This is a genomic window from Thioclava electrotropha (assembly GCF_002085925.2).
Classification (GTDB): Bacteria; Pseudomonadota; Alphaproteobacteria; order Rhodobacterales; family Rhodobacteraceae; genus Thioclava; species Thioclava electrotropha.
In genome coordinates this window covers 689960-715417 of sequence record NZ_CP053562.1, presented here as the reverse complement: position 1 = coordinate 715417, position 25458 = coordinate 689960, and the positions used below count along the sequence as shown (strand labels likewise).

Genomic DNA, 25458 nt, shown 5'->3' with positions numbered 1-25458 from the left:
GCACAGGTCTAATGGGGGCGCCGATGGTTCGGCGCCTCCTCGGGGCGGGCTATCCCGTCACCGCATGGAACCGCGCTGCCGAAAAGGCCCGCGCGCTGGTCGCCGCCGGGGCCGAGCAGGCGGGGAGCCCCGCCGAGGCCGTCGCGAAGGCGGATATCACCTTCACCATGCTTTCTGATGGCGCAGCGGTGGCCGACGTGCTGTTTGCGCAAGTCACAGCCGAAGCCCTGCGCCCGGGCAGCGTGCTGATCGACACCTCGTCGATCGCGCCGGACGTGGCGCGCGATCATGCCGCCCGGCTCGAAGAGCTTGGCGTGACGCAGATCGACTGCCCTGTCTCGGGCGGCACTGCGGGCGCCGAGAGCGGAACGCTCGCTTTGATGGCGGGTGGGCCGAAAGAGACGATCGCGCGGATCGCGCCCGTGCTCGAACCACTTGGGCGAATGACCCATGTCGGCCCTGCGGGCGCCGGTCAGGTCTGCAAACTGGCCAATCAGCAGATCGTCGCGATTACCATCGGCGCGGTCGCCGAGGCGATGGTCCTCGTGAGAGCGGGCGGCGCAGATCCCGCGAGATTCCGCGACGCGATCCGCGGTGGCTTTGCCGAAAGCCGCATCCTCGAACTGCATGGCGCGCGGATGATCGCCCGCGATTTCACCCTAGGCGGCCCGTCGCGACTGCAGCTGAAAGACCTTCGCGGCGTCGAAACGCTTGCGAACGCAAACCATCTCGAGCTCCCGCTGACCGATACCGTGCGTGCGGCCTACGAGGCCTTCGTCGCCGCTGGAAACGGCGACGTCGATCATTCCGGGCTGCTGCTTCATCTTGAGACGCTCAACTGCGTGTCCCTTCTCGAGGAAAGATCATGACCAAAACCGAACGCCGCCTGCGCTCGCAAGACTGGTTCGACAATCCCGATCATGCCGACCTGACTGCGCTTTATCTCGAACGCTTCATGAATTACGGCACGACGCCTGAAGAGTTGCGCGCGGGCAAGCCGATCATCGGGATCGCCCAGTCGGGCAGCGACCTGAACCCATGCAACCGCCACCATCTGGATCTCGCCAAGCGCGTGCGCGACGGGATCCGCGATGCAGGCGGCATCCCGATCGAATTCCCGACGCATACGCTCTTTGAGAACTGCAAGCGTCCGACCGCCGCGCTCGATCGCAACCTCGCCTATCTGGGTCTTGTCGAACTGCTTTACGGCTACCCGTTCGACGGTGTCGTGCTGACCACGGGTTGCGACAAGACCACCCCGTCGGCCCTGATGGCCGCGGCGACGGTCGACCTACCCGCGATCGTTCTGTCCGGCGGGCCGATGCTCGACGGCTGGCACGAGGGAGAACTCGTGGGCTCGGGCACGGTGATCTGGCGTTCACGCCGCAAATACGCCGCGGGCGAAATCACCCGCGACGAGTTTCTCGAAACCGCGCTCGACAGCGCGCCCTCGATTGGCCACTGCAACACGATGGGCACGGCCTCTACCATGAACGCCATCGCGGAGGCGCTGGGTATGTCGCTCACTGGCTGTGCGGCGATACCGGCAGCCTATCGCGCCCGCGGCCAGATGGCCTATCGCACCGGGCGACGTGCCGTTGAACTGGTCCACGAGGACATCCGGCCCTCGAACATCCTTACCCGCGAGGCCTTCCTGAACGCGATCAAACTGAACGCGGCGATCGGCGGCTCGACTAATGCCCAGCCGCATATCATGGCAATGGCGAAACATGCGGGCGTGACGCTCGATCCGTCGGACTGGCAAACGCATGGCTACGACATCCCGCTGCTGGCCAATGTGCAGCCCGCCGGGAAATATCTGGGCGAACGGTTCCACCGCGCGGGCGGTGTCCCTGCGATCCTGTGGGAACTACTGCAGGCGGGACAGCTGAACGGCGATTGTCCCACCGTCACCGGTCACAGCGTGGCGGAGAACTTAGACGGGCACGAGAGCACCGATCGCGAGGTGATCTACCGTTTCGAGGAGCCGATGATGGAGCGCGCGGGCTTCTGTGTCCTCTCTGGCAATCTCTTCGACTTCGCGATCCTGAAAACCTCGGTGATTTCGCCGGAGTTCCGAGAGCGTTATCTCAGTGAGCCGGGCCGCGAGGGAATTCTCGAGGGCACGGCCTTCGTCTTCGACGGCTCGGAAGACTATCATGCCCGCATCAACGACCCCGCACTCGTGATCGACGAATCCTCGATCCTCGTGATCCGGGGGGCGGGTCCGCTCGGCTGGCCGGGCTCTGCGGAAGTGGTGAACATGCAGCCGCCGGATCGCTTGCTGAAACGCGGCATAACCAGCCTGCCGACGATCGGTGACGGGCGACAATCGGGCACCTCGGACAGCCCCTCGATCCTGAACGCCTCACCCGAGAGCGCGGCGGGCGGCGGGCTGGCATGGCTGCGCACGGGCGATACGATCCGGATCGATCTGAACACCGGGCGCTGCGACATGCTCGTTGCCGACGACGAACTGGCAGCGCGCAAGGCTGGCGACCTGCCGCCGACCCCCGAGGCAGCGACCCCGTGGCAGAAGCTCTACCGCGAGACCGTCACGCAGATGGCCGACGGTGCGACGATCCGCGACGCCGAGCAGTTCCGTCAGCTTGCGAAGAGACTGCCGCGGCACAATCACTGAGATGAACCTCCCCCACCAATCCGATCGGTTGGAAGGGGCTTGTGGTGAGGTCTTTTGGTCAAATTGGCCGGGCCGCAGGCGACAATCCTGCGGTCCATGCCCCCGAGAAGTGAAAGCAGCTATTTCTATTGCCTGTCTCGGAGGAGAGCGCGAGCCGAGCCAATAACAATTGAAGGCGGGCGACGCTAAGAGCTTTGGACTTAAGTGCCGTGCTGAGTGACCTTCAAATGACCCGTGCAGCCTATTTTCAAATCGGTCGCGACAATCTGAAAGCTGCTCTGCGACCAGCTCTTTGACCTATCGTCGAACGGTCACTCTGCGGTCGGTGAGCTAACATATGGGAGCGAGCAATGACCGGCGCACAGCCCGCCTGAACACTGATTTTCGCGACGACACGTTTGGCCGCTCTCCGGTCTCACGCAGCCCCTCTGGATGCGCCTGCGCGCCGAGTGCGCGCAGGGCTTTGGAGGGGGGCGACTTCGACTACTCAGCCGCCGAAGCGCGGCTCGGACACGCCTTTCACGCCGAGACCGCGGATCGCGAACAGGCTGCCGCGCTGAACACCGTCGTCGGGAAAACGCGGCAGCGGCGGCTTCGCCATCGACGTGACGTAGAGCACGTCGAGATCGGGGCCGCCGAACTGGACGCTCGTGACCTTCTTCACTGGCATCGGGATTTCCATGTCGAGCGTGCCGTCCGGTGCGAAGCGGCAGATCCGCCCGTCATAGACCAGCGCCATCCAGTAATAGCCCTCCGCATCGACCGTCGCCCCATCCGCGGCGCCCCCGTTCGAGGTATCCGCCTTCGCAAAGGTGCGACGGTTCGAAATGCCGCCCGTCTCGATGTCATAGTCATAGGCCCACATCTCACCGGTCCAGGTATCGGTGAAGTAGAAGGTCTTGTCGTCCGGCGAGAAGCAAGGCCCGTTCGAGCAGATGATCCCCTCCTCGAGCTTGGTAACGCTCAGGTCGGGATCGACGCGGTAGAGTGCGCCCAGCGGCCCCTCCTCCTGCATATCCATCGAACCAGCGAAAAACCGACCGCGCCGGTCGCATTTGCCGTCGTTGATACGAGTCGTCGCGAGATTGGCCTCCGGGTCGTGCAGCAACTCGCAATCGCCGCTGTCGAAATCCAGCAACCAGAACCCCTTGTCGAGCGAGACGATGGCCCCCTTGCCGTCCTTGCGCACCGCCATCGAGCCGATCTTGCCCGGCACGTCCCAGGCACGCAGTTCTGTGCCGTCCGCAGTGCAGCGAAACACCCGTCCATCCATCGAGTCGATGAAATAGAGCCGCTGGCTTTCGACGTCCCAGACCGGGCCCTCGCCCAGTGTCGTCTTCACGTCGAGCAGAATATCGATCTGCATGTTGGTCTCCTCCCTTGGTATCCGGTTCAGAAGTTCACGGCGTCGCCGCCCTTGAGCGCGAGCATCTCGCGCGCCTCGTCCGGCGTCGCGAGCTCGAGGCCCAGCCCCTCGACGAGGGCGCGCGCCTTGGCGACCTGTTGGGCGTTGCTCTCTGCAAGTTTGCCGCGCGAGATCCAGATGCTGTCCTCGAGACCGACGCGGATATTGCCCCCCATGCTCAGTGCCTGTGTCGCGATGCGAAACTGGTCCTTGCCGGCCCCCAGAACCGACCAGCGGAAATCCTTTCCGAAGAGACGGTCTGCCGTGCGCTTCATGTGCATGACATCCTCGGGATGGGTGCCGATCCCCCCCAGAAGACCAAAAACGGACTGAACGAAGAACGGCGGCTTCACGAGGCCACGATCGGCGAAATGTGCGAGGTTGTAGAGATGCGAGATATCGTAGCATTCGAACTCGAACCGGGTGCCGTTGTCGTAGCAGGTCTCCAGAACGTATTCGATGTCCTTGAACGAATTGCGGAAGACGAGGTCACGCGACCCCTCGAGATGCTCGCGCTCCCATGCGTGCTTGAACTCCTTGTATTTCGCGAGAAGCGGGAAGAAGCCGAAATTCATCGACCCCATGTTGAGCGAGGCGACCTCGGGCGCCCATTGCGCAGCGGGCTTCGTGCGTTCGTCCACCGTCATGTAGGGCGAGCCGCCGGTGGTGATATTCACCACCGCATTCGTCGCCTGCTTGATCCGGCCCAGGAACGGCGCGAAGGCCTCGGCCGACTGGTCAGGCTTGCCGGTTTTCGGGTCACGAGCATGCAGGTGCAGGATCGCGGCCCCCGCCTCGGCCGCCCCGATCGCGGCTTCGGCGATCTCGTCGGGCGTGATGGGCAGGTGATCCGACATCGTCGGCGTGTGGATGGCGCCGGTCACGGCGCAGGTGAGGATGACCTTGTCTGGCATTCTATCAATCTCCGATTTCGTCTGTTGCGCGGCGCTTGTGAGCGGCGAGCGCCATGAGGCGCCGGTCTCGCCACGCCTGACGCTGAGCAAGCTCGTCTGCGGGAAGCGCCGCACGGCGCTCCGCCTCGATCCGGTCCAGCACGGGGCCGCGCCAGTCCGCTGCGGGTTGCCCCGCCATGCCGTCATAAATGCCGCCATAGCGCGTCACATATTGCCGCACGCCCTCGGGCGCGTTGAGGTCGATGGTCTCGAACGGGCCGATGAAGGACCAGCGAAGCGCGAGCCCTTCGCGCAACCCGATATCGACGTCTTCGGTGCTGGCATATCCATCGGCCACAAGCCGGAACGCCTCATGCAGAAGGGCGCCCTGAAGGCGGTTCATCACGAAGCCGTCGATTTCCTTCTGCATGACGATCGGGCGCATGCCGGCGTCGCGCAGAAGATCCGCCGTGCGCTCAAGAAGCGCAGGATCGGTCCAGGGCGCAGGCACCAACTCTGCTGCGGGCACGAGATAGGCGGGATTGATCGGATGATTGACCATGACCCGGTGACGTCCCGCGAGCCCCTCGGAAATGGCCGAAGGCAGCAGGGCCGACGACGAGGAGGCGAGCACGGCATCGGGTCCGGCAATCGCGTCGAGACGCGCGAAGATTTCGCGCTTCACCCCGATCTCCTCGAAGGTGCTCTCCTGCACGTGCCGCGCGCCCTCGAGCGCCTCTTCGAGCGTGGCGACCGGCTCGATGCGCGCGAGGGCTTCCTCGGCGGTGCCAGGGATGAGGCCCAGGCGCTCCAGTTCCGGCAGCATCTTGGCGGCGAAGTCGCGCGCGGCCTTTGGCGCGGCGGGGACCTCGTCCCACAACCTCACCGGATGACCGGCGCGGGCGAATACGATGGCCCAGGCGCGCCCGATAAGCCCCGAACCGACGCAGGCGACAGGGTCTTTCATCACAAGGTCTCCACGTTGCCATCGACGGGGAAGCTCTGCCCCGACAGGTTGCGCCCGGTATCGGCGATCAGGAAGGCGGCCATGTCCGCCACGTCCTCAGGCGGGGTCATCCGGCGCAGAGAGACGTTCGACAGATACCGCTCGGTCATCTCTTCATGGCTGATCCCGGTCTGCTTCGCGCGAGCTGCGATCACGCCTTCGATCCGCGGCCCTTCGATAATGCCGGGCAGGATCGCATTGGCACGGATATTCTCGGGGCCGAGCTCTTTCGCGAGGCTCTGGGTGAACCCGATCACCCCCCATTTCGCCGAGGCGTAGGGCGTGCGGAACGCATAGCCGAACTTGCCCGCCGAGGAGGAGATGTTGACGATCGCTCCGCCCCCTGCCGCGCGCAGCATCGGGACCGCTTTCCGCGTGCATAGGAACTGACCCGTCAGGCCGATATCGAGGCAGCGCCGCCAATCCTCGGGCGAGATTTCGTCGACCGAGCCGGTAGGCCCCGCAATGCCGGCATTGTTGACCAGCGCATCGAGCCCGCCGAGGGTCTTTCCGATCGCCTCGAAGAAAGATGCCACCGCCGCTTCATCCGAGACGTCGGCGCGCAGGGCCACTTCGGCGCCCAGCTCCTGCGCGGCCCGTTCAAGCGCGGCTTCATCGATATCGCAGATAGCCAACCGCGCGCCTTGCCGAGCCAGTTCCCGCGCGATGCACAGACCGATGCCGGAAGCGCCCGCCGTGACCGCAACGCGTTTACCCTCGAGGCCGGGCAATTTCATCCTGGATGTATCACTCATCGAAATCTCCTTGGTTATTTGCGCAATGCGATCACGGCCATCAGGATGACGAGCCCGAAGAACACTGAGCGGAATGCGAAGGGCAGCGCGGTGCCGGCAAGCAGGGTCTGCATCGCGGTCAGCAGCAGTGCGCCGCCCAGCATGCCCGCGTAATGCCCGCGGCCACCCGTGATCAGCGCCCCGCCCACGACGACGACCGCGATCGAGGGCAGAAGGTAGTCATCCCCCATCCCTAGGCTCGCCTGTCCGGAGAAGCCCGCCAGCAGAACGCCGACCAGCGCCGCGCAGAGCGCCGAGAGGATGTAGACAGAGATGATGACCCTTCCTGTGCGCACCCCCGAGAGGCGCGCCGCAAGTTCGCTGTTGCCGACCGCGTAGACCCGGCGCCCGAACGCGGTGCGCCCCAATAGGACAATCGCGAGAGCGACGAAGGCGGCCATGAAGATGATCACCGGGGTCACCCCCATCAGCTTGCCGGTCATCAGCCAACGCAGCGAGGGCGGTGCGAACCCGGCGGGCGTGCCGCCCGACCAGATCAGCGCCGCGCCCTGAAGAATGCCGTTCATCGCGAGCGTCACGACGATCGGCGACAAGCCCAGCGCCACGACGCCCAACCCGTTCGCGAGCCCGATCAGCGCAGCCACCGCGAAGACCACCGGCAGCGCCGTGAGCAACCCCATGTCCTGCCCGCCAACGAGCCCGGTCAACATCACGCCCGACAGCGCGATGCTCCAGGGCAGCGACAGGTCCAGCCCCCCGGTCAGGATCACCGCGCCCTGCCCCAGAGCGAGGATCGCGAGGAAGCTCGAGAGCACGAGGAGCGAGTCCCAGTAGCGCCAGCCGCTGAAGACATTGCCCAGCACCAGTTGCGTCGCGATCACGACCACCACGAGGCAGATCCAGGCGGGCAGGACGTGGCGCAGCGTATGGCCGTGACGCTGCAGGAAGCTTTGCGCGGGGGCGGTCTCTGCCGGTCGCGTGAAAGCCAGCCTGTGATCCTCGCCCGAGCGTTGGCCAACGAGCCATCCGCGCCGCCGGGCGCCGATCGCATCGGTGACTTCGCGCAGGCGTTGCGAGAGCGTGCTGTCACGGCGCAACGAGCCCGCGAGCACGGCGATCAGGAGCACTGCGCTTTCCGCAATGGTCGAATAGTAAGCCGAGACGTTGAGCGACAGCAGCAGGTTCACCACGATCATCAGGATATAGGCCCCGAGGATCGTGCCCAGCACGCCGCCTTTGCCACCGCCAAGACGGGTGCCGCCGATCACCACAGCCGCGAAGGTCGGCAGCAGGAGCGAGTTCCCCACCAACGGGTCGCCGCTGCCGGTCTGGGCGCTGACGAAAACACCCGCGAGCCCGTAAAGCCCACCTGCGAGCACGTAGGTCGCGAAGGTAACGGTGCGCGCGTGAAGCCCCGTCGCGCGGGCAGCCTCGGCGTCGCTGCCCACTGCATAGAGCGTGATCCCGTAGCCCGTGCGCTTGAGCCAGAGCCACAGCGCCACCAGCACGAGCATCAGCGTGATCGGTGCAGGCAGCAGGCCGGGGATCGTGTCACCAAGATAGACAGATGCGAGCGAAGGCGCGACGAATCCGCCCGGCATCGCCATCACAAGAAGCGTCAGCCCCTGAACGATGAACATCACCGCCAAGGTGACCACGATGGGCTGCAGGCGCACCACGGCTACGAAAAACCCGTTCACCGCGCCCACAGCCATGCCGATACCGATCCCGATCGCGGTCCAGAGCGGCACGGAGGCCTCCATGTTCGCCGGGTCCATAGAGGTCGCAAGCACCGCGTTGACCAGCGAGACCACCGCCCCTGCCGACAGGTCGAACCCGCCCGACAGGATAACCAGCGTTTGTCCCGCAGCCGCAATCGCGGAGGTCGCCCCGCCACTAGCTAGGAAGGAAATGTCGAAATAGCTCAGCGGATAGGGGCTCAGCCCCGCGTTCAACGCCATGAGCCCCGCCAGCACCAGCGCCGCGACGATCACGGCCTGTCCGTGACGCAGGCTGCGTAGCCAGTTGGAGGACTTGCGCCGCGGCGCGGCCCCGGATGATAGGCTTTGGTCACTCATGCCCGGACCTCCTGTTTCGGATGCGTCGTGTCTCCCTTCAGCGGTGCGTTGCCGCCGAGCGTGGCCTGCATGATCGCGTTCTCGCTCAATTCTTCACCCTCGAGCCAACACGACAGCCGACCCTCGTAGAGGACGCCGACCCGGTCGCACAGATGCACGAGTTCAGGGATTTCGGTGGAATGGAGCAGGACCGAACCGCCTGCATCCGTATAGGCGCGCAGCAGCGCATAGATTTGCTCTTTCGTCCCGACATCGATGCCGCGCGTCGGGTCGAAGAGGAGCAGAATCCGACTTTGCGCCACGAGCCACTTGGCCAGCACGATCTTCTGCTGATTGCCGCCCGAGAACGCGCCCGCGGGCAGGTAATGCGCGCGTTCGTCCACCTCGACGGCGGCGAAAGCCCCCGCAGCGGCACGCGCCTCCGCCCCGTCATCGAGAACCGGCCCCCGGTGAAACCGCGAGAGCACGGGCAGGCTGGCATTCTGCCGCCCACTGAGTTCCAGGAACAAACCTTGCGTCTTGCGTTCCTCGGGCACGAGCCCGATCGCGACCGACGGATGCAGCGCATCGGCCGGGGCGCGCAGATGGAGGGGCGTCCCGTCCAGCTCGATATGGCCCGCGCGCAACCGCTCCTGTCCGAAAAGGGCGGAGAACAGCGCCTCCTGCCCCATGCCTTGCAGCCCGGCGATCCCGAGGATTTCTCCCTTATGTAGAGAAATTTCGGCCTTGCGCAGCTTCGGCCCCGCCGACAGCCCACGGGTGGCGAGAACCGGGACCTGCCCCGCGATCGCCTTCGGGGCGCGGCGCGGCGGGAAGGCATTCTCGACCGAGCGGCCCACGATCATCTCGACCACTTCGGCATCGCTGACATCCGCGACCTTCGCCGAAGTCACGGACCGTCCGTTGCGCAAGATGGTGAGCGTGTCGCAGAAGGCGCGCACTTCGGGCAAGCGGTGCGAGATGAACAGCACGGTAATTCCCTGCGCGGCCGCGTCCGCGATGATCCGGCCGAGCCAGTCGACATCGCTGCCAGAGAGCGCCGATGTCGGCTCGTCGAGCAAAAGGATTTCGGGCTGGCGGTAGAGGGCGCGGGCGATCTCGATCTTCTGGCGCACAGCCAAAGTCAGTTCCTCGGCCAACGCATCGAGATCGACGTCGAGGCCCAGCGCTTCGAAATGTGCGGTCACCTCGCGCCGCGCACGGCTGCGGTCCAGCGTGCCGATGATCGTCCGGCGCGACCGCCCCAGCAGCATGTTGTCGAGCACGCTCAGGTCCGGCACCAGCGTCAGCTCCTGAAAGGCGGTCTGGATCCCCGCGGCATGGGCATCGCGCGCATTGCGCAAATTTACGTCGCGTCCGCCTATTCGGATCGTGCCAGAATCTGGCCGCACGAGCCCCGAGAGCAGTTTCATGGTGGTCGACTTGCCGGCGCCGTTTTCGCCGAGCAGGGCGTGGACGCGGCCGCGAGCGACGGAGAAGCTGACCTTGTCATTGGCGACGGTGGGACCGTAGGCCTTCGATAAGTCGTGAACTTCCACCGCAGGCGCTGAATCGGCGATGCGTGACATGCAATTCTCCGGAATGCGTATGTAGGGTGCGGTCTGCGCCCGGCGGCGGAAATCCCCGCCGCCGGGCGTGTGACCTCAGTTCTCGGGCTGGCCGACAAGCGCGGCGTTCAGACCAAGCTGCGGCAGATCTTCCGAGAAGATCGAGGCGAACCAGCCGGGGTTCGACACCATCGAGGGCTGGAACACATTGCACCCCGCCTTCTGCTCATCCCAGCTTCCCGTCTCGCAAAGCTGCACCGTTTCGTTGGTGACGAGGGGCAGCGGCAAGGTGGTATGCTTCGGGATGTCCTTCCCTTCGAGCTTATCGACCGCGAGCTTGAGGGCCAGCGCGCCGGAATAGGGCGGCGAGGCGTAGGAAATCCGGGGCGCGCCCATCGGCGCATAGGGCTTGCTCGCCCCTTCGACCGCTGTATCTGCCGGAAGCATTTGGATGCGCCCGCCATTCGATCCCTCACCTGCACAAGGCAGCAGTTCGGAAGGATCGCGTCCCGCTTCGAGCTGCATGGAATCCGCCGTGTAGCAGCCAACCTGCATCCAGAGCCCGTTGATATCGGACCAGTCGCGGGTGGCCATCAGCTTGTTGAGTTCAGTCCGGGCCACCGCCTGGCTCCACATGCCCACGGCCTCGCCGACGATATTGATGCCGTCATGCTGAGCGAAGACTTCCTTGGCCGCCTTGGTTCGGGCGGTATCCACGGACGTGCCGGGCACGCCCGTCACCATCACGACATCGCCCTTGCCGCCCATCTTGTCGACCAGCCATTCCGCCGTCTTTCGACCGGCCTCCTCTTGGTCGATCGTCACGTTATAGGCGCAGGGCTCCGTGATCTCGGCGTCATAGGCGATGACCGTCACACCACGCGAGCAGGCGCTCTTGACCACGCTGTTCAGCGCAGTGGGCGAGATCGGGTAGACGACGATCGCGTCCGCCCCGGCCTGCACCATCGCGTTGATCTGCTGAATCTGGCGCTGGGCGTTCGGCCCGGCGACCTGGACTTCGAGATCCACCTTGTCGGCATAGTCCTTTGACGCGGCGAGCGCCTTGACCATGTTCGAGGCCTCGGCCTGCCAATCGTTCCCGATATAGCTCATCGAAAGATAGACTTTGTAAGGCCCGTCGCTCTGCGCCTGGGCGGCTCCAGCCACGAGACCAAGGGCGCAGGCGGCGCCCGCGATATAGCGTTTGATCATTTCTTCCTCCCATGTCCGGCGACTCTCCCCGGCCGCCTCACGGGATTCACGATCCGATATCTTTGATCAAAAGTCAAAACGTGTTTTATTCTTTTTCGAGCCGGCGTAGTTTAGGCCGTGAAATGAAAGGTCTGACCATGTTCGAAAGCGTCACGCCGCTAAAGCGCGAAACCCTGCAGACGCTGGTGCATCAGCGGCTTTGCGATCTGATTCTGCAGGGCGAGATCGCACCCGGCGAGTCGATCACTGTCGCCAGCATCGCCAAGGCGCTCGACGTCAGTCCGATGCCTGTGCGCGAAGCAATTTCCCGGCTCATGGCCCTCGGAGCCCTGACCATCGTGTCGGGACGATCCATCGGAGTGCCGCGTCTTGGGGCAGAGGAACTCGCCGACCTGCGCAAAGTCCGCTCGGAGATCGAGACCACCGCGGTGGCCTGGGCGGTCGAGCGCCGCGATCCCGAGTTCATCGCACGGCTGGAGAAAGTCCTCTACGCGATGGAAGCTGCGGAAGCCGCGGGTCAGGTGCGCGAATTCATCCACGCGAATTACGACTTCCACTTCACCATCTACCGGCAGGCAGGTTCCCCCCTGCTCCTCGAGATCATCGGCAATATCTGGCTACGGATAAATCCGCAGTTCCACCTGCTGCAACGCCATGGCCACTACCGTGTTTCCAACAAGCAGCACCGCAGGCTGTTCGAAGCGATCCGGGACGGTGACAGCGCGGCGGCCATCGCAGCCCTGCGCGAGGATATCGACAGCGCCTACGAAGTGATCCTCGCCAGCCTCAAGGAGAGCGACGCCGAGCGCGGGTGAACGGGTTGGCGGGCGATGCTGGGCAGAGCGGGCAACGCCGGCCCGGAAAAGCTACCTATATGACAGACTATAGGTAGCTTTCTCGAACGGCTGGATTGCGAGCTGGTGCGGCAGCGCCGTAAAGGGTCGCGTGGGCACCCTTTTCTTCGTCGCATCCAAACGTTAGCCCTTCCTAGCCCACGCAGGAACCTGAGAAGCTCTTTTATTGCAGGGGCCCAAGTGGTGGGCGTCCGATGTAAGCAGAAGTTCCAGATGCATCGGTCCCATTCGAAGATAATGCATCGGAAAGTCGCGGTCATCGGGCCTTCCGTTCAGGGGTCGAGGCTCCTCGGAAGGAACCAATTCGTTGGAAGCTTGTTTCGATAATGCGCGGCCAATCGCGCAGAAACTCTTACCTTTTCAAAGTTGTTAGCCCTGCGAAGTCTTTCGAAAGGTCGGATCGTGAGACGCCCCACTCCGCGCCCATCTCATGGCACGCCGATAGCCAGCCCGGCGGCCGGTCTCTCCTCCCGCAAAAGCGCAAATGCGCCACAATCGGTCGCGCTTGTCGGGAGCGGAGCTACAGCCATTTACGCGCTCAAGCACCTGATTGAGATCTCCTCCCCGCTCACAATCCATATCTTCGAGCGCGAGCGCGAGATCGGGCCCGGGATGCCCTATCGAAATGGGGTTAACCACCCGCAGATGCTCGCCAATATTGGCAGTCGAGAGATCCCGCCCGTGGGGGAGAGCCTGGAAGCGTTTTTACTGAATAGCAATGCGGCAACGCTCGCAGAATTCGGGATCACTCACGCGGAAATCGGGCCAGAGACCTTCTATCCTCGCCTCGTCCTCGGCCGCTACTTTATCGCTCAAATCGCGGCTCTCATAGCAAAAGCGCGTGGCCGCGGACATAGTGTAGAGGTCCGCTCGCGCCATACTGTTTTGGACATAGAGCCGACCCAGCTCGGGACGCGTGTGAAGTGGGAAACGCCGCACGAAAGAGGCACGGAAACTTTCGACCACGTCATCCTGGCGACCGGGCATCAATGGCGCGATCGGACTGATAACTCGGGAGTTCAGCTCCATTCGCCGTGGCCCGCGGAATCGTTGCGACGCTTCATTGGCTGCGCAGTAGGACTCCTTGGCAGTTCTCTTACTGCGATTGATGCCGCTGTCGCCCTGGCGTCTTTCCACGGGCGATTTGAAGAGAATGAGAACCAGGTGCGCTGGGTCCCCCACACTCCCGACGCCGGGTTCACGATGGTGATGATGTCGCGCCGTGGTGTCTTGCCCGATGCAGACTGGTATTACCCCTACCCTCTACCGTCACTTTCGCTTTTCACCCGCGAAGCGATTTCGGACCTCATCGGACGGGACAATTTTCTTATCCAATGCCAATCGGTTCTTGCGAAAGAACTCGAGGCACTGGATCCCGCATACGCCGCACGCACGCGACCCGCGCAGCTTGAAGGGTTTGCACAGCGCCATTTTGCCGATCGGCTGTCAAAGAACTCTTGGGAGGATGTGCGCTCCGATTTGAGTCTCGCGAAGGCGAACCGCGCTTCGAAGGTCAGCGAACCATGGCGCGTCGTTCTGTTGGCAGCACATGAAGTCTACCAGGGCCTCCTTGAGCATCTAACACCGGAAGACCGCGCAGTGTTTGATCGTGAATTGTTTCGGGTTTTCTCCGATGTCTATGCATCGGTGCCGCATCGATCAATCGAGCGGATGATCGCGCTGCACGAGGCCGGTGTGCTCGAACTCGTGCGGCTTGGAGAGGACTATTCGATCGCGGCGGAGCGACAGACGGTTAGAATCACCGGTGCTTCCGGCACGATCACGGTCGAGCACTTGATCGATGCGCGCGGCCAACGGCCTACCGACCTCACCGAGTTGATGTTCCCGACGCTCCGCGATGCGGCCGATCTCGATCCGGAGACCCTACTAGTCAGCGGCCCGCATCAACCAGCCGGAACGATAACCTGCGTGGCGATCCCGGTAGTGCTGAAACGCAACCCCTTCGTGCAGGGACTGGAAAATGCCGAGGCGTTGGGACGGCGCGCTGCGCAGAACATTGCCGATGCAATCGCGATCCGCAGTCGCGTCTGAGAGCGCAAGCCCGCTCGAGATGAGGCACAACTCAGACACGAAGACCGCGCGGTTGCTCGTTTTCCAGACGTTCTCCGATCCCTTCAGAGACGGCAAAATGAAGTGCAATCCTGCCCGCTGCCCGACGCATCCGGGCGAACTGCTCCGCGAGGAGCTGATCCCCGCGACCAGGAAATCCAACGCCGAGATCGCGCGGATGCTCGGAATCTCGCGCCAGCACCGGCATGACATCCTGGCCGAACGGAAGCCCGTGAGCGCTGAGGTCGCCGTGCGTCTGGGTAAGCCATTCGGAAACGCGCCGCTGATCTGGGATCAGGATGCAGGCGGCCCATGATGCCTGGCACGCATCCCGAGAGGTGAATGTGTCGACGATTCCGACACTGTGTGCGGCTGAATAAGCCACGATTCCGAAGACGGGCGCGGGAGATTTGCCGTCCCGCGCCAGGTGCAAGATCTGCGGCACGATTCCAGAAAGCTGGAATCGTGAATATGCAGCAACCTCCGTCTGGACAATATGGGGTCAGCAGGCAGAGGCCGCATCCTCTTTCAAAATCAGAGGTGTGATGGCGAGCTTTGAACGGGCCCGGTGGAAGAAGGTCATCCCCTACCCTCACCGTATTCGACAACAGCCATTTCGCGACCTGAGTGAATATTATCGAACATGCAGCGCCGATGGGCTTCGGGTGTTCGATACACAACACTCTTTCTCACGGTGGTGTTCGGATCGCGACACAGCATGTCAGTTATCGAACACCCCGGCCCCACGCCAACTAATTGATATACATTCGAAACTCGTGCCGCGAGATGCTGCAAAACGAACACCTCGATGTTACTGCCATGTCGAAGCCCTCCCGAGACGATACAGATCTTCTCCGCGGAGGAATGGTGCTTCCGCGTGCGCCGGCGGATGATTGGAAGACTAGAAAACGAGCAGGAACGAACCTACGAAAACTGACGCTAGAACATGAGGCGAAAAGACCTCTCTGCTGACCATTCTCGTGATGGAAGCGTCGTTTGCAGGCGTCTATCTCGCCTACTCTTTCATCTTCACTTGGGGATACGATACGACCTTTCCCCGCAACAACGGGGACGGATGGCATTACGATGGAAGAAAAAGCGGCGGGAGGAATCGCCCCCCTGCTTGGCCTGGCACTTCTTAGCCGCCCGTGCCTCTCAGGATAAGAGGCTTGATGTGACTAGACGCCATGTGACGCAGCCAGCGGGCACGGCCCGCTCAACACGCTGCCAAAATAGATAAATATTAATTTCGCCAGGGAACCGCAGATGTGCGATAGCGTTGGTCTAAGTCTTCTGACCGACAATTGCTCTATCGCAATTGCGTATTGTCCCTGTGTCTCGACAAAGCGCACCTTCTCCTCAGGCACCAGGGTAATACGATGCGCAACGATGCGACCAAAGTTCTCGTGGTCGAAGACGAGGCCATTATAAGGATGGATCTCGTTCTCGGGCTCGAAGAACTGGGCTATTATGTGCTTGAGGCGAACTCCGCTGATGCTGCACTCAGCCTACTAGACGCGTGGCAGGAAATTGACCTGCTAATTACCGATATCGACATGCCCGGAAAAATGAACGGAGTGGGGCTCGCGCATGAGGTGCGGCGCAGGTATCCCGCGTGCCAGATCATCATCATGTCGGGGCATTCAGCGCCCGAAACGCTAGACCTCCCCAAGCGCAGTGCTTTTATGCCAAAACCGATCAGCCCTGGCGAACTCGCAGCGACCTTCACCTGACGAAAAGCTCTGAATATCCGCGATTGCGCCTAAGACGGCATCCTCAGCGTGAAGGTCGTGCCGGCTGGCGCGGTGTCCGGTTCCTGGATTAGAATTCTGACAGCCGAATGACCTATCCGCTAAGAAAGCGAAGCGGCAGGAGTTTCCTCCCGCCGCCTTGCCTCCCGACAAGTAGTGTGGCGCGCGTCGTTAAGTTTTTGCGAAACCTCACATCGCTCAGCCCTCTTGCCAGGAACTCCGGTCCCGAATTTCAGGCAAGACTATTCCTGAATTCCGCCCGGCAGGGCGCTGCGCTCGTCCGATATCTTTTCTTCGGACAAACTCCGGAAGAAGTGATGCCAAGCAAGAGCAGCATGGCCCTTGGAATGCGCGTGGTCCCTCGTCTGGGACGTCTTGCCCGCAGGCATTTTTTCGACAGCCATATTTCGGCCCTCCCTTTAAACCCCGAGAGATACTCAGGAAATTCCTGTGGATGACCGAAATATCCGGTCAGCGTCGCGGCTTTTTCTCGCGCGGGAACGGTGCCGCAGCACTTTCGTCCGAATTCCGTTCCAAACGCGCCGCGCGCAAACTCGCGGTCAGCTCCGCTCTTTTCGCGGAGTCATCGTCACGGATGAGGCGCACTGCGGCATCCGTCTTGTCCTGAGCCGTCACGGCTTTCCGAGGCAGATCACGGAAAAAACCGTCCACATTGTAATTACGGGGCATATGCCCTCCTTGGTTGCGAAATCCGGCCCACCGGGCCGGATATGGAACCTTTGCGTTCAGCCGAGCGCCAGATCGCAGGCGGACTCACGCCCGTCGCGGCCGGTTTCGATCTCGTAGGTGACGGCCTGTCCGTCATCGAGCTGCGAGAGGCCCGCGCGCTCGAGGGCCGAAATGTGGACGAAAATGTCACGTCCACCGGTCTTCGCTTCGATAAAGCCGAAGCCTTTGGTCTGGTTGAACCACTTCACGGTGCCATTGGCCATCGTGATGTCTCCTCAAATATTGCGGTCCGCGGAATGCGACAGCCCGGCTCAGTCAATTCAATAAGGCAGACTGAAGCCAAGGAGGGAGACAGGTTGCAGAAGGGAATAGCGTTGCCCGATCTGCCTACGCCAGTTTGGCTAAATTAGCAAAGGAAATGCGCGGCGCACCATCGCGTCGTCCGGCCTCCCCTGACGAAAGCTGATTAATATCGAGCACAATCAATCTGTTGTGCAAAAACGCGGGCGCGCGCTGCAATTTCCTCGCAATCGTGGCGGAGATCGCTTACCTGAGAACTCGCATATCTTAATTCTCAGACCCTGTTCCTTCCGGCTCAGCGACGATCTTGAGCTTTGTCGGGCCGCGCGTTTTCGAAGCCGGCATAAGGAAAAGGAGCCTCACCCGGCCCATAGCGACGTGAAGCCATTCGAGCAGACCAACCCCTTAGCAACCGCGCCGTGCGGGTTCTGGCCGATTGCGCATATTGCACCCCTTGCGCGTTCGCCGCGGGCTTCGCGCATCGAAAGTGCCGGATCGTGATCCGCGCGCGTTGACGCTGACGCGTCTCGATCCGAACGTAAAGACATCCCGCGCGCAATACCGCGCGCCGACCTAATTCACCGCATGGCGCAGGCATCGCCCGCACCGTGCCTCCGTGATCGCGCGACCGGTCAAACTGGTCCCGTCACGATCTCTTGGAAAGATACGAACCTTGATCGAAATTTACTGGGGCAAACCCATCTCTCTCGTCGTGTCGCCCGAAGGCGACGTCAAGAACTTCAGCACCATCGAGCAGGTGCATTACTGGCTTCGCAAGAAGTGGCCCGTCGCCGACACCGCGCAAGACTATGCGATCGGACGCATCGAGGCCGCTATGGACTGCCTGGGCTCCGTGGACGATGCGCGCAGCGCCTTCCTTGGCGCCGCCGGCACCGCGGGTTTCGTGCCATTTGAACCAGCGGCTCATGCCCTTGCGGCCTGACACCGGTTAGCCCTGAGGCACCCGTCCGCAGCGAAGGGCCCTCCGCGCGAAGCGCAAAAGCTGCAGGCTATGTGATCGAAACCTTTTGACGGCCTGTTACCTTCACGGTGAGCTGACCCTGCCGATCGTGGATAAGGCGGACGATGTCTGGCGCAAGGGCACGGGCGCCTCCGTCTTGGTGATCCCGCCCTGGCTTCCTGCCGCCGAAGTGAGCGGCAGATCGAGACCTTTCTCGATATCGAGAAAGGCCGCCCGCCCTCGGCCCCGAATGCGCATCTGGGTTGAGAGATGCATTTTTCATCTCATTTCTCGGTTGCATCTTGTATCGCCGCCCGCCCGCTCCATCTATGAGGAGCTTCGTTATTCCGACCGCACCCTGTCTCCTTCATCGGCCTCAGTTTGCTTTCCGATCTGACCGGCCGACCTGCCGCCTTATGCGGGCAGATTTTCAATCAAGGAGACAACACGATGGCCAATGGCACCGTGAAATGGTTCAACCCCGGCAAAGGCTTCGGCTTCATCCAACCCGAGAACGGTCGCAAGGACGTGTTCCTGCACATCAGCGCGCTCGAACGAGCGGGCCTTTCCGAGATCGACGACGGTCAGAAAGTGACCTTCGAGATCGAAACCGGCCGCGATGGCCGGGAATCCGCCAAGGATCTCGAACTCGCCTGATAAAACCGTTCGCGGACTGGTGTCTTCCGGTCCGCGAACGCGCCCATGTGGCGAGAGTCTTCTCTGCTCGAATACCATTGCGCAGTCCAGGTTCGAAACATCTGTAGAACCACCCATCCGGCATTGAGGATCAGGATGTGCGGGCGGGTTCAAAATTCACCTGTCTACGCGGAGAACGATCATGGGCTATTCCCCTCAAAAGAAACAACTCGACCTCAAGGATTTCCTGAGCCAGCCCGCCAAAAAAGGCTTCCGGAAAGGCGTCGGTTTTCGACGCGCGCCGACAAATCCGACCCCTGTCAAAGCCGGCGCAAAACAGGCCACGGCGAAATAAACAGCTGCACCGAGTTAATTGATTTCCCCGCTCCCCGAGAGACGGGGCTGATCAGTCGGCGTTCAGCGCGAGCCACTTTCCTGAATGCTTATTGAGACGCCTTAATCCTAGCTTTGGGCCAAGACACCCTCATGGGTGGCAGCCTCCTCGCTCGCCGCGTTTGCCGTGGGTTCGCAGCCGCTTGGCCCCACATCGCTCAGCACAGTCACTCACGTCATTTTCGCATTGACGTGGATCACGGACTCAAGCTCCCTTCTCGTGGCATCCAACGACAAGTGAACCCACTTCTGCACGCGCTGCGTCTTACGATGCGTCGCTCGCCGAACAGGAAACCTGGATGCCCAATGATCCATACAAAGTCCTTGGCCTGACCAAGGCCGCGACAGCTGACGAAATCAAGAAGGCGTATCGCAAACTTGTGCGGACGAGCCATCCTGATTTGCACCCGGATGACGCAGGAGCCGAAGCGCGGTTCAAGGCGATATCGGCCGCCTACGATATCCTGAAAGATCCCGAAACCCGTGCGCGCTACGACGCCGGAGAAATCGATGGTCTCGGTGCAGAACGTCCGCGGCGCCAGTATTACCGCGATTTCTCGGGCTCATCCGACAATACATATCAGCGACAGCGCGGGTTTGGGCCGGATGTCGATCCGGCAGATATCTTCGCGGACATATTGCGCAATCGCGGGCAGTCTGGCGCTGGCGACTTCGGCGACCGTGGTTTTTCCGCACGCGGCGCCGACGCGCGCTATTCGCTCACCGTGCCGTTTCTGGATGCTGCGCGCGGAGCGGAAACCCACATCATGCTGCCCGATGGACAAAGCCTGACCGTCAAGATCCCACGAGGCACTGAAGACGGCCAGACACTTCGGTTACGCGGCAAGGGGGCGCCTGGCTATGGCGGTGCTCCTGCGGGGGATGCGTTGATCACCGTTCTGGTGGGGTCTCATCCGGTGTTCGACCGAGACGGCGATGATATCCTGGTAACGCTCCCCATCACCATCGAAGAGGCCGTTCTCGGCGGTAAGGTCACCGCACCGACGATTGACGGCCCCGTCGGGCTCACGATCCCAGCAGGTGCGAATTCGGGCCAGGTCTTACGTTTGCGTGGACGTGGCATCGCCAACGCGAAGCGCAAAACCAAGGGTGATCAGCGGGTTGAGCTGAAGATTGTTACTCCGCCCGACATTGACGACGGCCTGCGTGATTTCCTCACCGAGTGGCGCAAGACACATAGCTTCAATCCGCGTGTCGACTTGATGAAAAGGGCCAGCGCATGACGGACAGGTTTTCCGAAGAGGACGTGATCTCCAACGTCACCCGCCTCACACGAAGTCAGCTTTTGAGCTATGTCGAAGGCGAACTCGTCCGACCGGAAAAGAGTGACACCGGCTATATTTTCCGCCGCGTCGACATCGCGCGATTGGAGCTATTGTGCGATCTCTCCCATGATCTTGACCTCGACGAAACGGCGCTGGCTATCGTGGTCTCGCTCCTTGACCAGCTGCATGCTGCGCGACAGGACCTCGTTACGATTGCCCGCGCGCTAGACAGCCTGCCACCGGAACTTCAGACGAGTGTCCTGGCAGCAATGAAACGGCCATGAACAAAATGCGCCTCTCCCCTTTGGAGAAAAGACTAACCTCAAAACGAGGACATTTCAGGGGAACAGGTCACCTGTCTTGCAGTAGTATGGCGGCTCGTTTCATTAACTGCCTCGAAGTGCGGACACTACAGGGAGATTAAAAATGGAAGACCCAATTCAGCTCGGCCAAGGCGTATTCGTGACTGGCGCAGAAAAAACGATCTTCCGATTTGAAGGACGCGCACGGGATGGCTTCGTCACTATTAGCGGATCAGGCGGCTTCACCTGCGACGTGCCAGAGGATTGTATTCAAGCGGTCAAAAAGCGCACCCGGAAGGAATTCGGAAATATCGACTTTCATCGCGACTGAACGCGCAAAGCACCCATCACCTGATTAACGCCTTGGCAGGTCGTCGAAACTTGCCTCCTCCGCCACGGGCACGTCGGCGCGCCCGCTTTGAACGGAGACCTCAACAGAGAGATCATAGAGCGCGTTGCCAAATCCTGAGAAGCTGCCCGAAATTGGTGAGACCTGATGGATACCTCGACCGACCGCGACCGGTATCAGGTTCTGCGACCCGACGCTGCGATTTGTCGGATCGAATGCGATCCATCCGGCGCCGGGGACGAATATCTCGACCCATGCGTGGGTCGCCCCTGAGCCAGCCGATCCCACAAGGTTCATTTCGGGATTGAAGAGATATCCCGAGACGATGCGTGCTCCGAAACCGAGATGGCGGACGGCCTCGGCAAGCAGGACCGCGAAGTCGCGGCACGAACCCCAGCACCGGTCGAGTGTTTCGGCCGGCGATTGGGTGCCCTCATCCTCCCGGCTCTGGTAGGAAATCTGCTTGAACACCCCGGTGCTGATGTCCTTCAGCAGAGACAATGTGTCAGTCGGGCGCCCCATGACGAAGTTCTCGACCCAGCGGGAAAGGCGGCCTTGGATGTCTTGATATTGCGGGGTGGTCAGCGCCCCCAAGTCCGTCCAGTCGTCCGCAGCGTAGAGAAAAGGATATTGGGCAGCAGAAGAAGCGATGGCGAAGACCGGCCAGGCCGAAGCAGTCAGCTCCACGGACGCACGGCTTTCGATTGCCAGATGATCAGTCTGGTCGTCGAACACGGCAGTGGCGATGGCGTTGCCCGCCACATCATGCGCCCATGTTATGTGCGCCGCCGGCGTAATGGAGAGCGCGTGCGAGAGCAGCCGCAATTCGCGCGTCTCGCGCGGGCGCAGCATCAACCTGTGCGGCCCGAGAGAGACGTCTCCCCGGTATCGGTAGGTCGTTTTGTGAAGAATGTCGAGGCGGGCCAAATGACGCTCAAATACGGTCAGATAATAGTGGCAGCCACGCCCACAGCCATGTCGGCTAGCAATGGGGCAGCCAGACGCCTCGTTAAGCCGCTAATTTCTCGGTCGTGTTTCCGGCCTCGTCGGCATCCCTTCGTTTTCGGCGGCCAGAATGGACGCTTCGTAGCGCCGTCTTTCGGGAGCCGGCAGGGGCTCCAGTCTGGATAGATCCGGATCAGGCGACCGGAATACCGAGTAGAGATGGCGCAGATGCGCCTCCGAGACACCATCGGCCTTCATGACGAGGCGCACCATCGGATCCGAAAGCATCTCTTCCACAAAAAAGTCCAACAGGGCGCGGCCCGTAAGCCTGTCCCTGGCACGCGCGTGGGCGAGATCAGCCAAGGTAACGGTCAGCGTCCTTTCCAGGCCAGGATGTGAGGCGTTGGGACGCCGTTTCACCAAGACGGACGCTTTCCAGATTTCGGGATCCTTCCGATCCGGAGGAGGGGCCAGCTCCGTCTCGATCTCATACTCTCCCGCCGGGAGAGTCTCGGCAAATCCCGGAAGGCTGAACGGGCGGGAAAAAACCACGACGGTCTTGCGTGTAAGTTCTTCCACTGGCGCACTCCTCTCACATGATGAGCGAATGACCCGCGCCCTTGCCAGGGCCGGGGCGCGGGTCGGCGCAGGTCTCAAGAAGTCTTGGATTTCGCCGGCGCTTCCTTGCTGGCGGCCTTGGTCTCGCTCTTCTCGGCAGAAAGCTCGGCAGTCTTCTCGGGCGTTGGCTTCATCGCCGCTGCGGCCCGAGTAGTCAGGTCCTTGAAGGACATGTCATCGATCCTTTTATCGCCCGACGTCAACTCTTGGCCCATGTCGGACCGGGATTCTTGCCGTCGGCCTAATGTATATGGGGACGAGGGACCTGCTTTACGATGATCAGGCGCCAGGGAATCTGAGAGCAGGTGCGATCTCCGGTCCGGCCCCCGATTTCCCCACGCGGATCTCGATCCGATGTCCGAGACATTCGCGCGGCACAGTCAGTGGCGAAAGACCAGAGATTTCGACTAGGCAAAGTTTGCCCTAGATATCCGCGCTGACCTGCCCCCTTGGGTCCCTCGTTCATAACGAGAGTCTGCAGGTCATCAGCAAACCTATGAAAGGCTACGGGAATCGGGGGGTGTTCCGGAACGCTTTTCATCTCTCGTCAAATGACTTGTTAGCGAAATCGGACGGCCTCTGCGGCCCCCACGAGAGACATGGCAGGGGCCGCGAGACCGTTCTGGCAGGCAATATACCTAGGGAGGAAGCCAGACCGGGTTCGTCACATTCAATTGCCGCCCATGCTTGCCACCGATATGAGCACCGCAGATCATCGAAGCGTCAAGAATGGAGACACTGCGAAGACCGAGCGAACGATGACGTGGTAGCACATCGGCACTTTCGTTCGCGCTCGCCGACGGCCTTTCGACGACAGAACACCTGATCTCGGCTCAAGTTCCACCCGACACTATGATCTTCCGGATATCTGCAATCTTCATGGACGTTCAGGGGCGAAACTCGCTGCATAGGATCCCGCCCGACTGCAACGGGCTTCTAACCGAATGGCGATCTTGGTCTGAGAAAATCAGCAGCGTCTTTCGGGGTGGCGGTCTCTCTTGGTGTCTCGCCTCATTTGGGCAAGCGGCCTTGGACACCCCATCCCGGCTCGTCCGTTTCCTCAGCGAGCGAAGTCCGCGAGGCACGGCCCCCGTGGTCTCTGGACAGCGCAGTGCCCCCAAGCTTGAAAAGCCGACGCACGGGTCCCACCATAGGGAGACCCGAGGATGACCTCGCCCGACCAGAAGGCCGGCACGCTTAATCTCCAGCCCGACACTTGAAGACCTTCCATGCGCAGCACCCCAGACCGTATCCGCCAAGCCGTGAGCTTCGAACTCATTGGTCTCCTCATCGTGACGCCGCTTTTCGCTTGGGCTTTCGATCATCCCATGGAGAAAATGGGCGTGCTGGTCGTCCTTGGCGCAACAGCGGCCACTGCCTGGAACTATCTTTTCAACCTGGCCTTCGATCATCTCCTGCTCTGGCGTCGTGGCGATGTCCGTAAGACTATGCCAATTCGGATCTCTCACGCGGTGCTTTTCGAGGTGTCTCTGCTCACCCTGCTTCTGCCGATTTTCGCATGGTGGCTCGACGCCTCCCTGCTGACCATTCTCGTGATGGAACTGTCCTTTGCAGGCTTTTACCTCGTCTACGCCTTCGTTTTCACTTGGGGATACGATACGATCTTCCCGCCTCAGAAACGTGATCGGATGGCATAAACATGGATGACGATGCGACCGGAGGAGCCCCCGCCTGCTTTGCTCATCTTCTGGTCGACGGGCACCTGGTCGATCCCGAGACAGCACGCGATGTGGCGCGGTTCAGACGGGCGGAGCGCGCGCGGCTTGTGGCCGCGCGGGCCTTGTCAACAGAAGACCGAGAGCGCGCGACCGCGCGCTTGATTGACGGTCTCGAGAGAATCCTCCCCCTCGACGCCGCCACGACAGTGGCCACCTACTGGCCAATCCGGGGCGAACCGGATCTGCGGCCCTGGATGCGCAAGGCACACGACGTCGAGGCCGAGGTTCTGTTGCCCGTCGTCGTCGCGCGAGATGCGCCGCTCGAATTCCATAGGTGGTCCCCGGAATGCCGGATGGTGCGCGGCGTCTGGAACATTCCCGTGCCGGCCGCAGGCGAACCTCGCACGCCCGACATCGTGATTGTCCCCCTTGTCGGGGTCGACACGACCCTCCACCGCCTTGGAAACGGGGGCGGCTATTACGACCGGACGCTCCCCCGTTTCGAGAAAAAACCGCGGATCGTCGGCATAGGTTTTTCGGGCTGCCTCTTGCCAACCATCTACCCGATGCCTTGGGATGTGCCGATGGATGAGATCCTTCTGTCGGATGGCACCCATTTGACGAGATAGCGCAGAGAGAAGCGGTGTCCCCGCCTGGTCACGCCTCTATCGTAGTTCCGCGCCGCACTCCTTCTGCTGTAACGAGCGCATCAGATACCACGCACAATCTCGAGGCACTGGTCACCAGCGCCCCGGGAGGTCATCGACAGCTTTATTTATATCAGGCGATGCGTTGACGCTCAGAAGAGCATGATAAGAAATCTTTTTGGGCTGACCGACGAGCGGATGCCGCGGTTGCGCCCGTTCTTTCCCAAGAGCCATGGCAAGCCGAACACCAGAATGTCGACAACGCCGACCGCCTGGCCCACGCCCCTGTCATGTGTCAGATTGTCGGTGGTCGCGCGGCCAATGCACAAGCGGCCTCGCAGATGAGGCGGTTCGAGACCGAGATCCGGGCCGCCCCATCCGTAAACCAACTGCTTACGATTGTAGGCTAATAGCTTACGCATAGATATATAAAGACCTTC

Annotated in this window: 28 protein-coding genes and 1 pseudogene; 16 read left to right on the top strand and 13 right to left on the bottom strand. The window is 61.8% G+C overall.

Annotated features, from left to right (window positions below):
• The first annotated feature begins 23 nt into the window (after positions 1-23).
• Together AKL02_RS03640 and AKL02_RS03635 are read left to right on the top strand one after the other, a co-directional pair.
• A complete protein-coding gene (locus AKL02_RS03640; RefSeq protein ID WP_232621710.1) occupies positions 24-869 on the top strand; it encodes an NAD(P)-dependent oxidoreductase in 846 nt (281 codons plus the stop codon).
• On the top strand, positions 866-2641 hold the full coding sequence (locus tag AKL02_RS03635) for an IlvD/Edd family dehydratase (RefSeq protein ID WP_083079783.1): 1776 nt from the start codon (positions 866-868) through the stop codon (positions 2639-2641). Before AKL02_RS03640 ends, AKL02_RS03635 begins: the two co-directional genes overlap by 4 nt.
• A 487-nt stretch (positions 2642-3128) precedes the next feature.
• On the opposite strand, the gene AKL02_RS03630 is transcribed toward AKL02_RS03635, so the two are convergent.
• The 7 genes from AKL02_RS03630 to AKL02_RS03600 form a co-directional block, all read right to left on the bottom strand.
• Complete coding sequence (locus AKL02_RS03630; protein WP_083079785.1) at positions 3129-4007, bottom strand: SMP-30/gluconolactonase/LRE family protein; 879 nt, start codon at positions 4005-4007, stop codon at positions 3129-3131.
• Positions 4008-4033: 26 nt separating this feature from the next.
• Entirely contained in the window at positions 4034-4960 is a 927-nt protein-coding gene (locus AKL02_RS03625; RefSeq protein ID WP_078540082.1) for a 3,5-dioxohexanoate:acetyl-CoA acetone transferase, read from the bottom strand.
• A gap of 4 nt (positions 4961-4964) precedes the next feature.
• Positions 4965-5906: a 3-hydroxyacyl-CoA dehydrogenase gene (locus tag AKL02_RS03620; protein WP_083079789.1), complete on the bottom strand. Its 942-nt coding sequence runs from the start codon at positions 5904-5906 to the stop codon at positions 4965-4967.
• On the bottom strand, positions 5906-6700 hold the full coding sequence (locus AKL02_RS03615) for an SDR family oxidoreductase (RefSeq protein WP_083079791.1): 795 nt from the start codon (positions 6698-6700) through the stop codon (positions 5906-5908). The genes AKL02_RS03620 and AKL02_RS03615 overlap by 1 nt, the downstream gene beginning before the upstream one ends.
• 14 nt (positions 6701-6714) lie before the next feature.
• On the bottom strand, positions 6715-8778 hold the full coding sequence (locus AKL02_RS03610) for an ABC transporter permease (RefSeq protein WP_083079794.1): 2064 nt from the start codon (positions 8776-8778) through the stop codon (positions 6715-6717).
• On the bottom strand, positions 8775-10346 hold the full coding sequence (locus AKL02_RS03605) for a sugar ABC transporter ATP-binding protein (protein ID WP_083079796.1): 1572 nt from the start codon (positions 10344-10346) through the stop codon (positions 8775-8777). The genes AKL02_RS03610 and AKL02_RS03605 overlap by 4 nt, the downstream gene beginning before the upstream one ends.
• Before the next feature lie 75 nt (positions 10347-10421).
• Complete coding sequence (locus AKL02_RS03600; protein ID WP_083079798.1) at positions 10422-11537, bottom strand: sugar ABC transporter substrate-binding protein; 1116 nt, start codon at positions 11535-11537, stop codon at positions 10422-10424.
• A gap of 122 nt (positions 11538-11659) precedes the next feature.
• Here AKL02_RS03600 and AKL02_RS03595 point away from each other — a divergent pair, with 122 nt between their 5' ends.
• The 5 genes from AKL02_RS03595 to AKL02_RS03575 all read left to right on the top strand — a co-directional run bounded on the left by AKL02_RS03595 (position 11660) and on the right by AKL02_RS03575 (position 16194).
• A complete protein-coding gene (locus tag AKL02_RS03595; RefSeq protein WP_232621709.1) occupies positions 11660-12352 on the top strand; it encodes a GntR family transcriptional regulator in 693 nt (230 codons plus the stop codon).
• A gap of 441 nt (positions 12353-12793) precedes the next feature.
• Positions 12794-14443, top strand: coding sequence for an FAD/NAD(P)-binding protein (locus tag AKL02_RS03590; RefSeq protein ID WP_165757048.1), 1650 nt, complete (start codon positions 12794-12796; stop codon positions 14441-14443).
• 97 nt (positions 14444-14540) lie between these two features.
• On the top strand, positions 14541-14777 hold the full coding sequence (locus AKL02_RS03585) for a HigA family addiction module antitoxin (protein WP_198453248.1): 237 nt from the start codon (positions 14541-14543) through the stop codon (positions 14775-14777).
• Positions 14778-15444: 667 nt separating this feature from the next.
• Entirely contained in the window at positions 15445-15603 is a 159-nt protein-coding gene (locus tag AKL02_RS03580) for a hypothetical protein (RefSeq protein WP_108722447.1), read from the top strand.
• A gap of 237 nt (positions 15604-15840) precedes the next feature.
• Positions 15841-16194: a response regulator gene (locus AKL02_RS03575; RefSeq protein ID WP_083079860.1), complete on the top strand. Its 354-nt coding sequence runs from the start codon at positions 15841-15843 to the stop codon at positions 16192-16194.
• A gap of 260 nt (positions 16195-16454) precedes the next feature.
• Here the strand turns inward: AKL02_RS03575 and AKL02_RS03570 are convergent, their stop codons facing one another.
• From AKL02_RS03570 to AKL02_RS03560, 3 genes are all read right to left on the bottom strand, one after another.
• Positions 16455-16616 carry a hypothetical protein gene (locus AKL02_RS03570; RefSeq protein WP_165757049.1) on the bottom strand — a complete coding sequence of 54 codons (162 nt, stop codon included), beginning with the start codon at positions 16614-16616 and terminating at the stop codon, positions 16455-16457.
• Positions 16617-16683: 67 nt separating this feature from the next.
• Complete coding sequence (locus tag AKL02_RS03565; protein WP_083079800.1) at positions 16684-16902, bottom strand: hypothetical protein; 219 nt, start codon at positions 16900-16902, stop codon at positions 16684-16686.
• A 56-nt stretch (positions 16903-16958) separates the two neighbouring features.
• On the bottom strand, positions 16959-17165 hold the full coding sequence (locus AKL02_RS03560) for a cold-shock protein (RefSeq protein WP_075777127.1): 207 nt from the start codon (positions 17163-17165) through the stop codon (positions 16959-16961).
• A 710-nt stretch (positions 17166-17875) separates the two neighbouring features.
• On the opposite strand from AKL02_RS03560, the gene AKL02_RS03555 reads away from it, so the two are divergent.
• From AKL02_RS03555 to AKL02_RS03530, 6 genes are all read left to right on the top strand, one after another.
• Positions 17876-18145 carry a DUF982 domain-containing protein gene (locus AKL02_RS03555; protein ID WP_083079802.1) on the top strand — a complete coding sequence of 90 codons (270 nt, stop codon included), beginning with the start codon at positions 17876-17878 and terminating at the stop codon, positions 18143-18145.
• A 468-nt stretch (positions 18146-18613) separates the two neighbouring features.
• On the top strand, positions 18614-18820 hold the full coding sequence (locus tag AKL02_RS03550) for a cold-shock protein (protein WP_083079806.1): 207 nt from the start codon (positions 18614-18616) through the stop codon (positions 18818-18820).
• A 181-nt stretch (positions 18821-19001) separates the two neighbouring features.
• Positions 19002-19154, top strand: coding sequence for a hypothetical protein (locus AKL02_RS03545; protein ID WP_165757045.1), 153 nt, complete (start codon positions 19002-19004; stop codon positions 19152-19154).
• A gap of 337 nt (positions 19155-19491) precedes the next feature.
• Complete coding sequence (locus tag AKL02_RS03540) at positions 19492-20436, top strand: DnaJ C-terminal domain-containing protein (protein ID WP_083079807.1); 945 nt, start codon at positions 19492-19494, stop codon at positions 20434-20436.
• A complete protein-coding gene (locus AKL02_RS03535; protein WP_083079809.1) occupies positions 20433-20762 on the top strand; it encodes a chaperone modulator CbpM in 330 nt (109 codons plus the stop codon). Before AKL02_RS03540 ends, AKL02_RS03535 begins: the two co-directional genes overlap by 4 nt.
• 142 nt (positions 20763-20904) lie before the next feature.
• Positions 20905-21111, top strand: a complete 207-nt coding sequence (locus tag AKL02_RS03530) for a hypothetical protein (protein ID WP_083079811.1) — start codon at positions 20905-20907, stop codon at positions 21109-21111.
• 24 nt (positions 21112-21135) lie between these two features.
• Here AKL02_RS03530 and AKL02_RS03525 read toward each other — a convergent pair whose 3' ends face one another.
• The 3 genes from AKL02_RS03525 to AKL02_RS03515 form a co-directional block, all read right to left on the bottom strand.
• Positions 21136-22056, bottom strand: coding sequence for a transglutaminase family protein (locus AKL02_RS03525; protein ID WP_083079813.1), 921 nt, complete (start codon positions 22054-22056; stop codon positions 21136-21138).
• A gap of 90 nt (positions 22057-22146) precedes the next feature.
• A complete protein-coding gene (locus AKL02_RS03520; protein ID WP_083079815.1) occupies positions 22147-22653 on the bottom strand; it encodes a hypothetical protein in 507 nt (168 codons plus the stop codon).
• A 74-nt stretch (positions 22654-22727) separates the two neighbouring features.
• Complete coding sequence (locus AKL02_RS03515) at positions 22728-22865, bottom strand: hypothetical protein (RefSeq protein WP_165757050.1); 138 nt, start codon at positions 22863-22865, stop codon at positions 22728-22730.
• A 1056-nt stretch (positions 22866-23921) separates the two neighbouring features.
• Between AKL02_RS03515 and AKL02_RS03510 the strand changes: the two genes are divergently transcribed.
• From AKL02_RS03510 to AKL02_RS21280, 3 genes and pseudogenes are all read left to right on the top strand, one after another.
• Positions 23922-24350 (top strand): PACE efflux transporter, encoded by a 429-nt coding sequence (locus tag AKL02_RS03510; protein WP_083079819.1) that lies wholly within the window; start codon positions 23922-23924, stop codon positions 24348-24350.
• A gap of 2 nt (positions 24351-24352) precedes the next feature.
• On the top strand, positions 24353-25000 hold the full coding sequence (locus tag AKL02_RS03505) for a 5-formyltetrahydrofolate cyclo-ligase (RefSeq protein WP_083079821.1): 648 nt from the start codon (positions 24353-24355) through the stop codon (positions 24998-25000).
• A gap of 183 nt (positions 25001-25183) precedes the next feature.
• Positions 25184-25261, top strand: a pseudogene (locus tag AKL02_RS21280) (IS5/IS1182 family transposase); the annotation flags it as partial.
• Positions 25262-25458 lie beyond the last annotated feature (197 nt).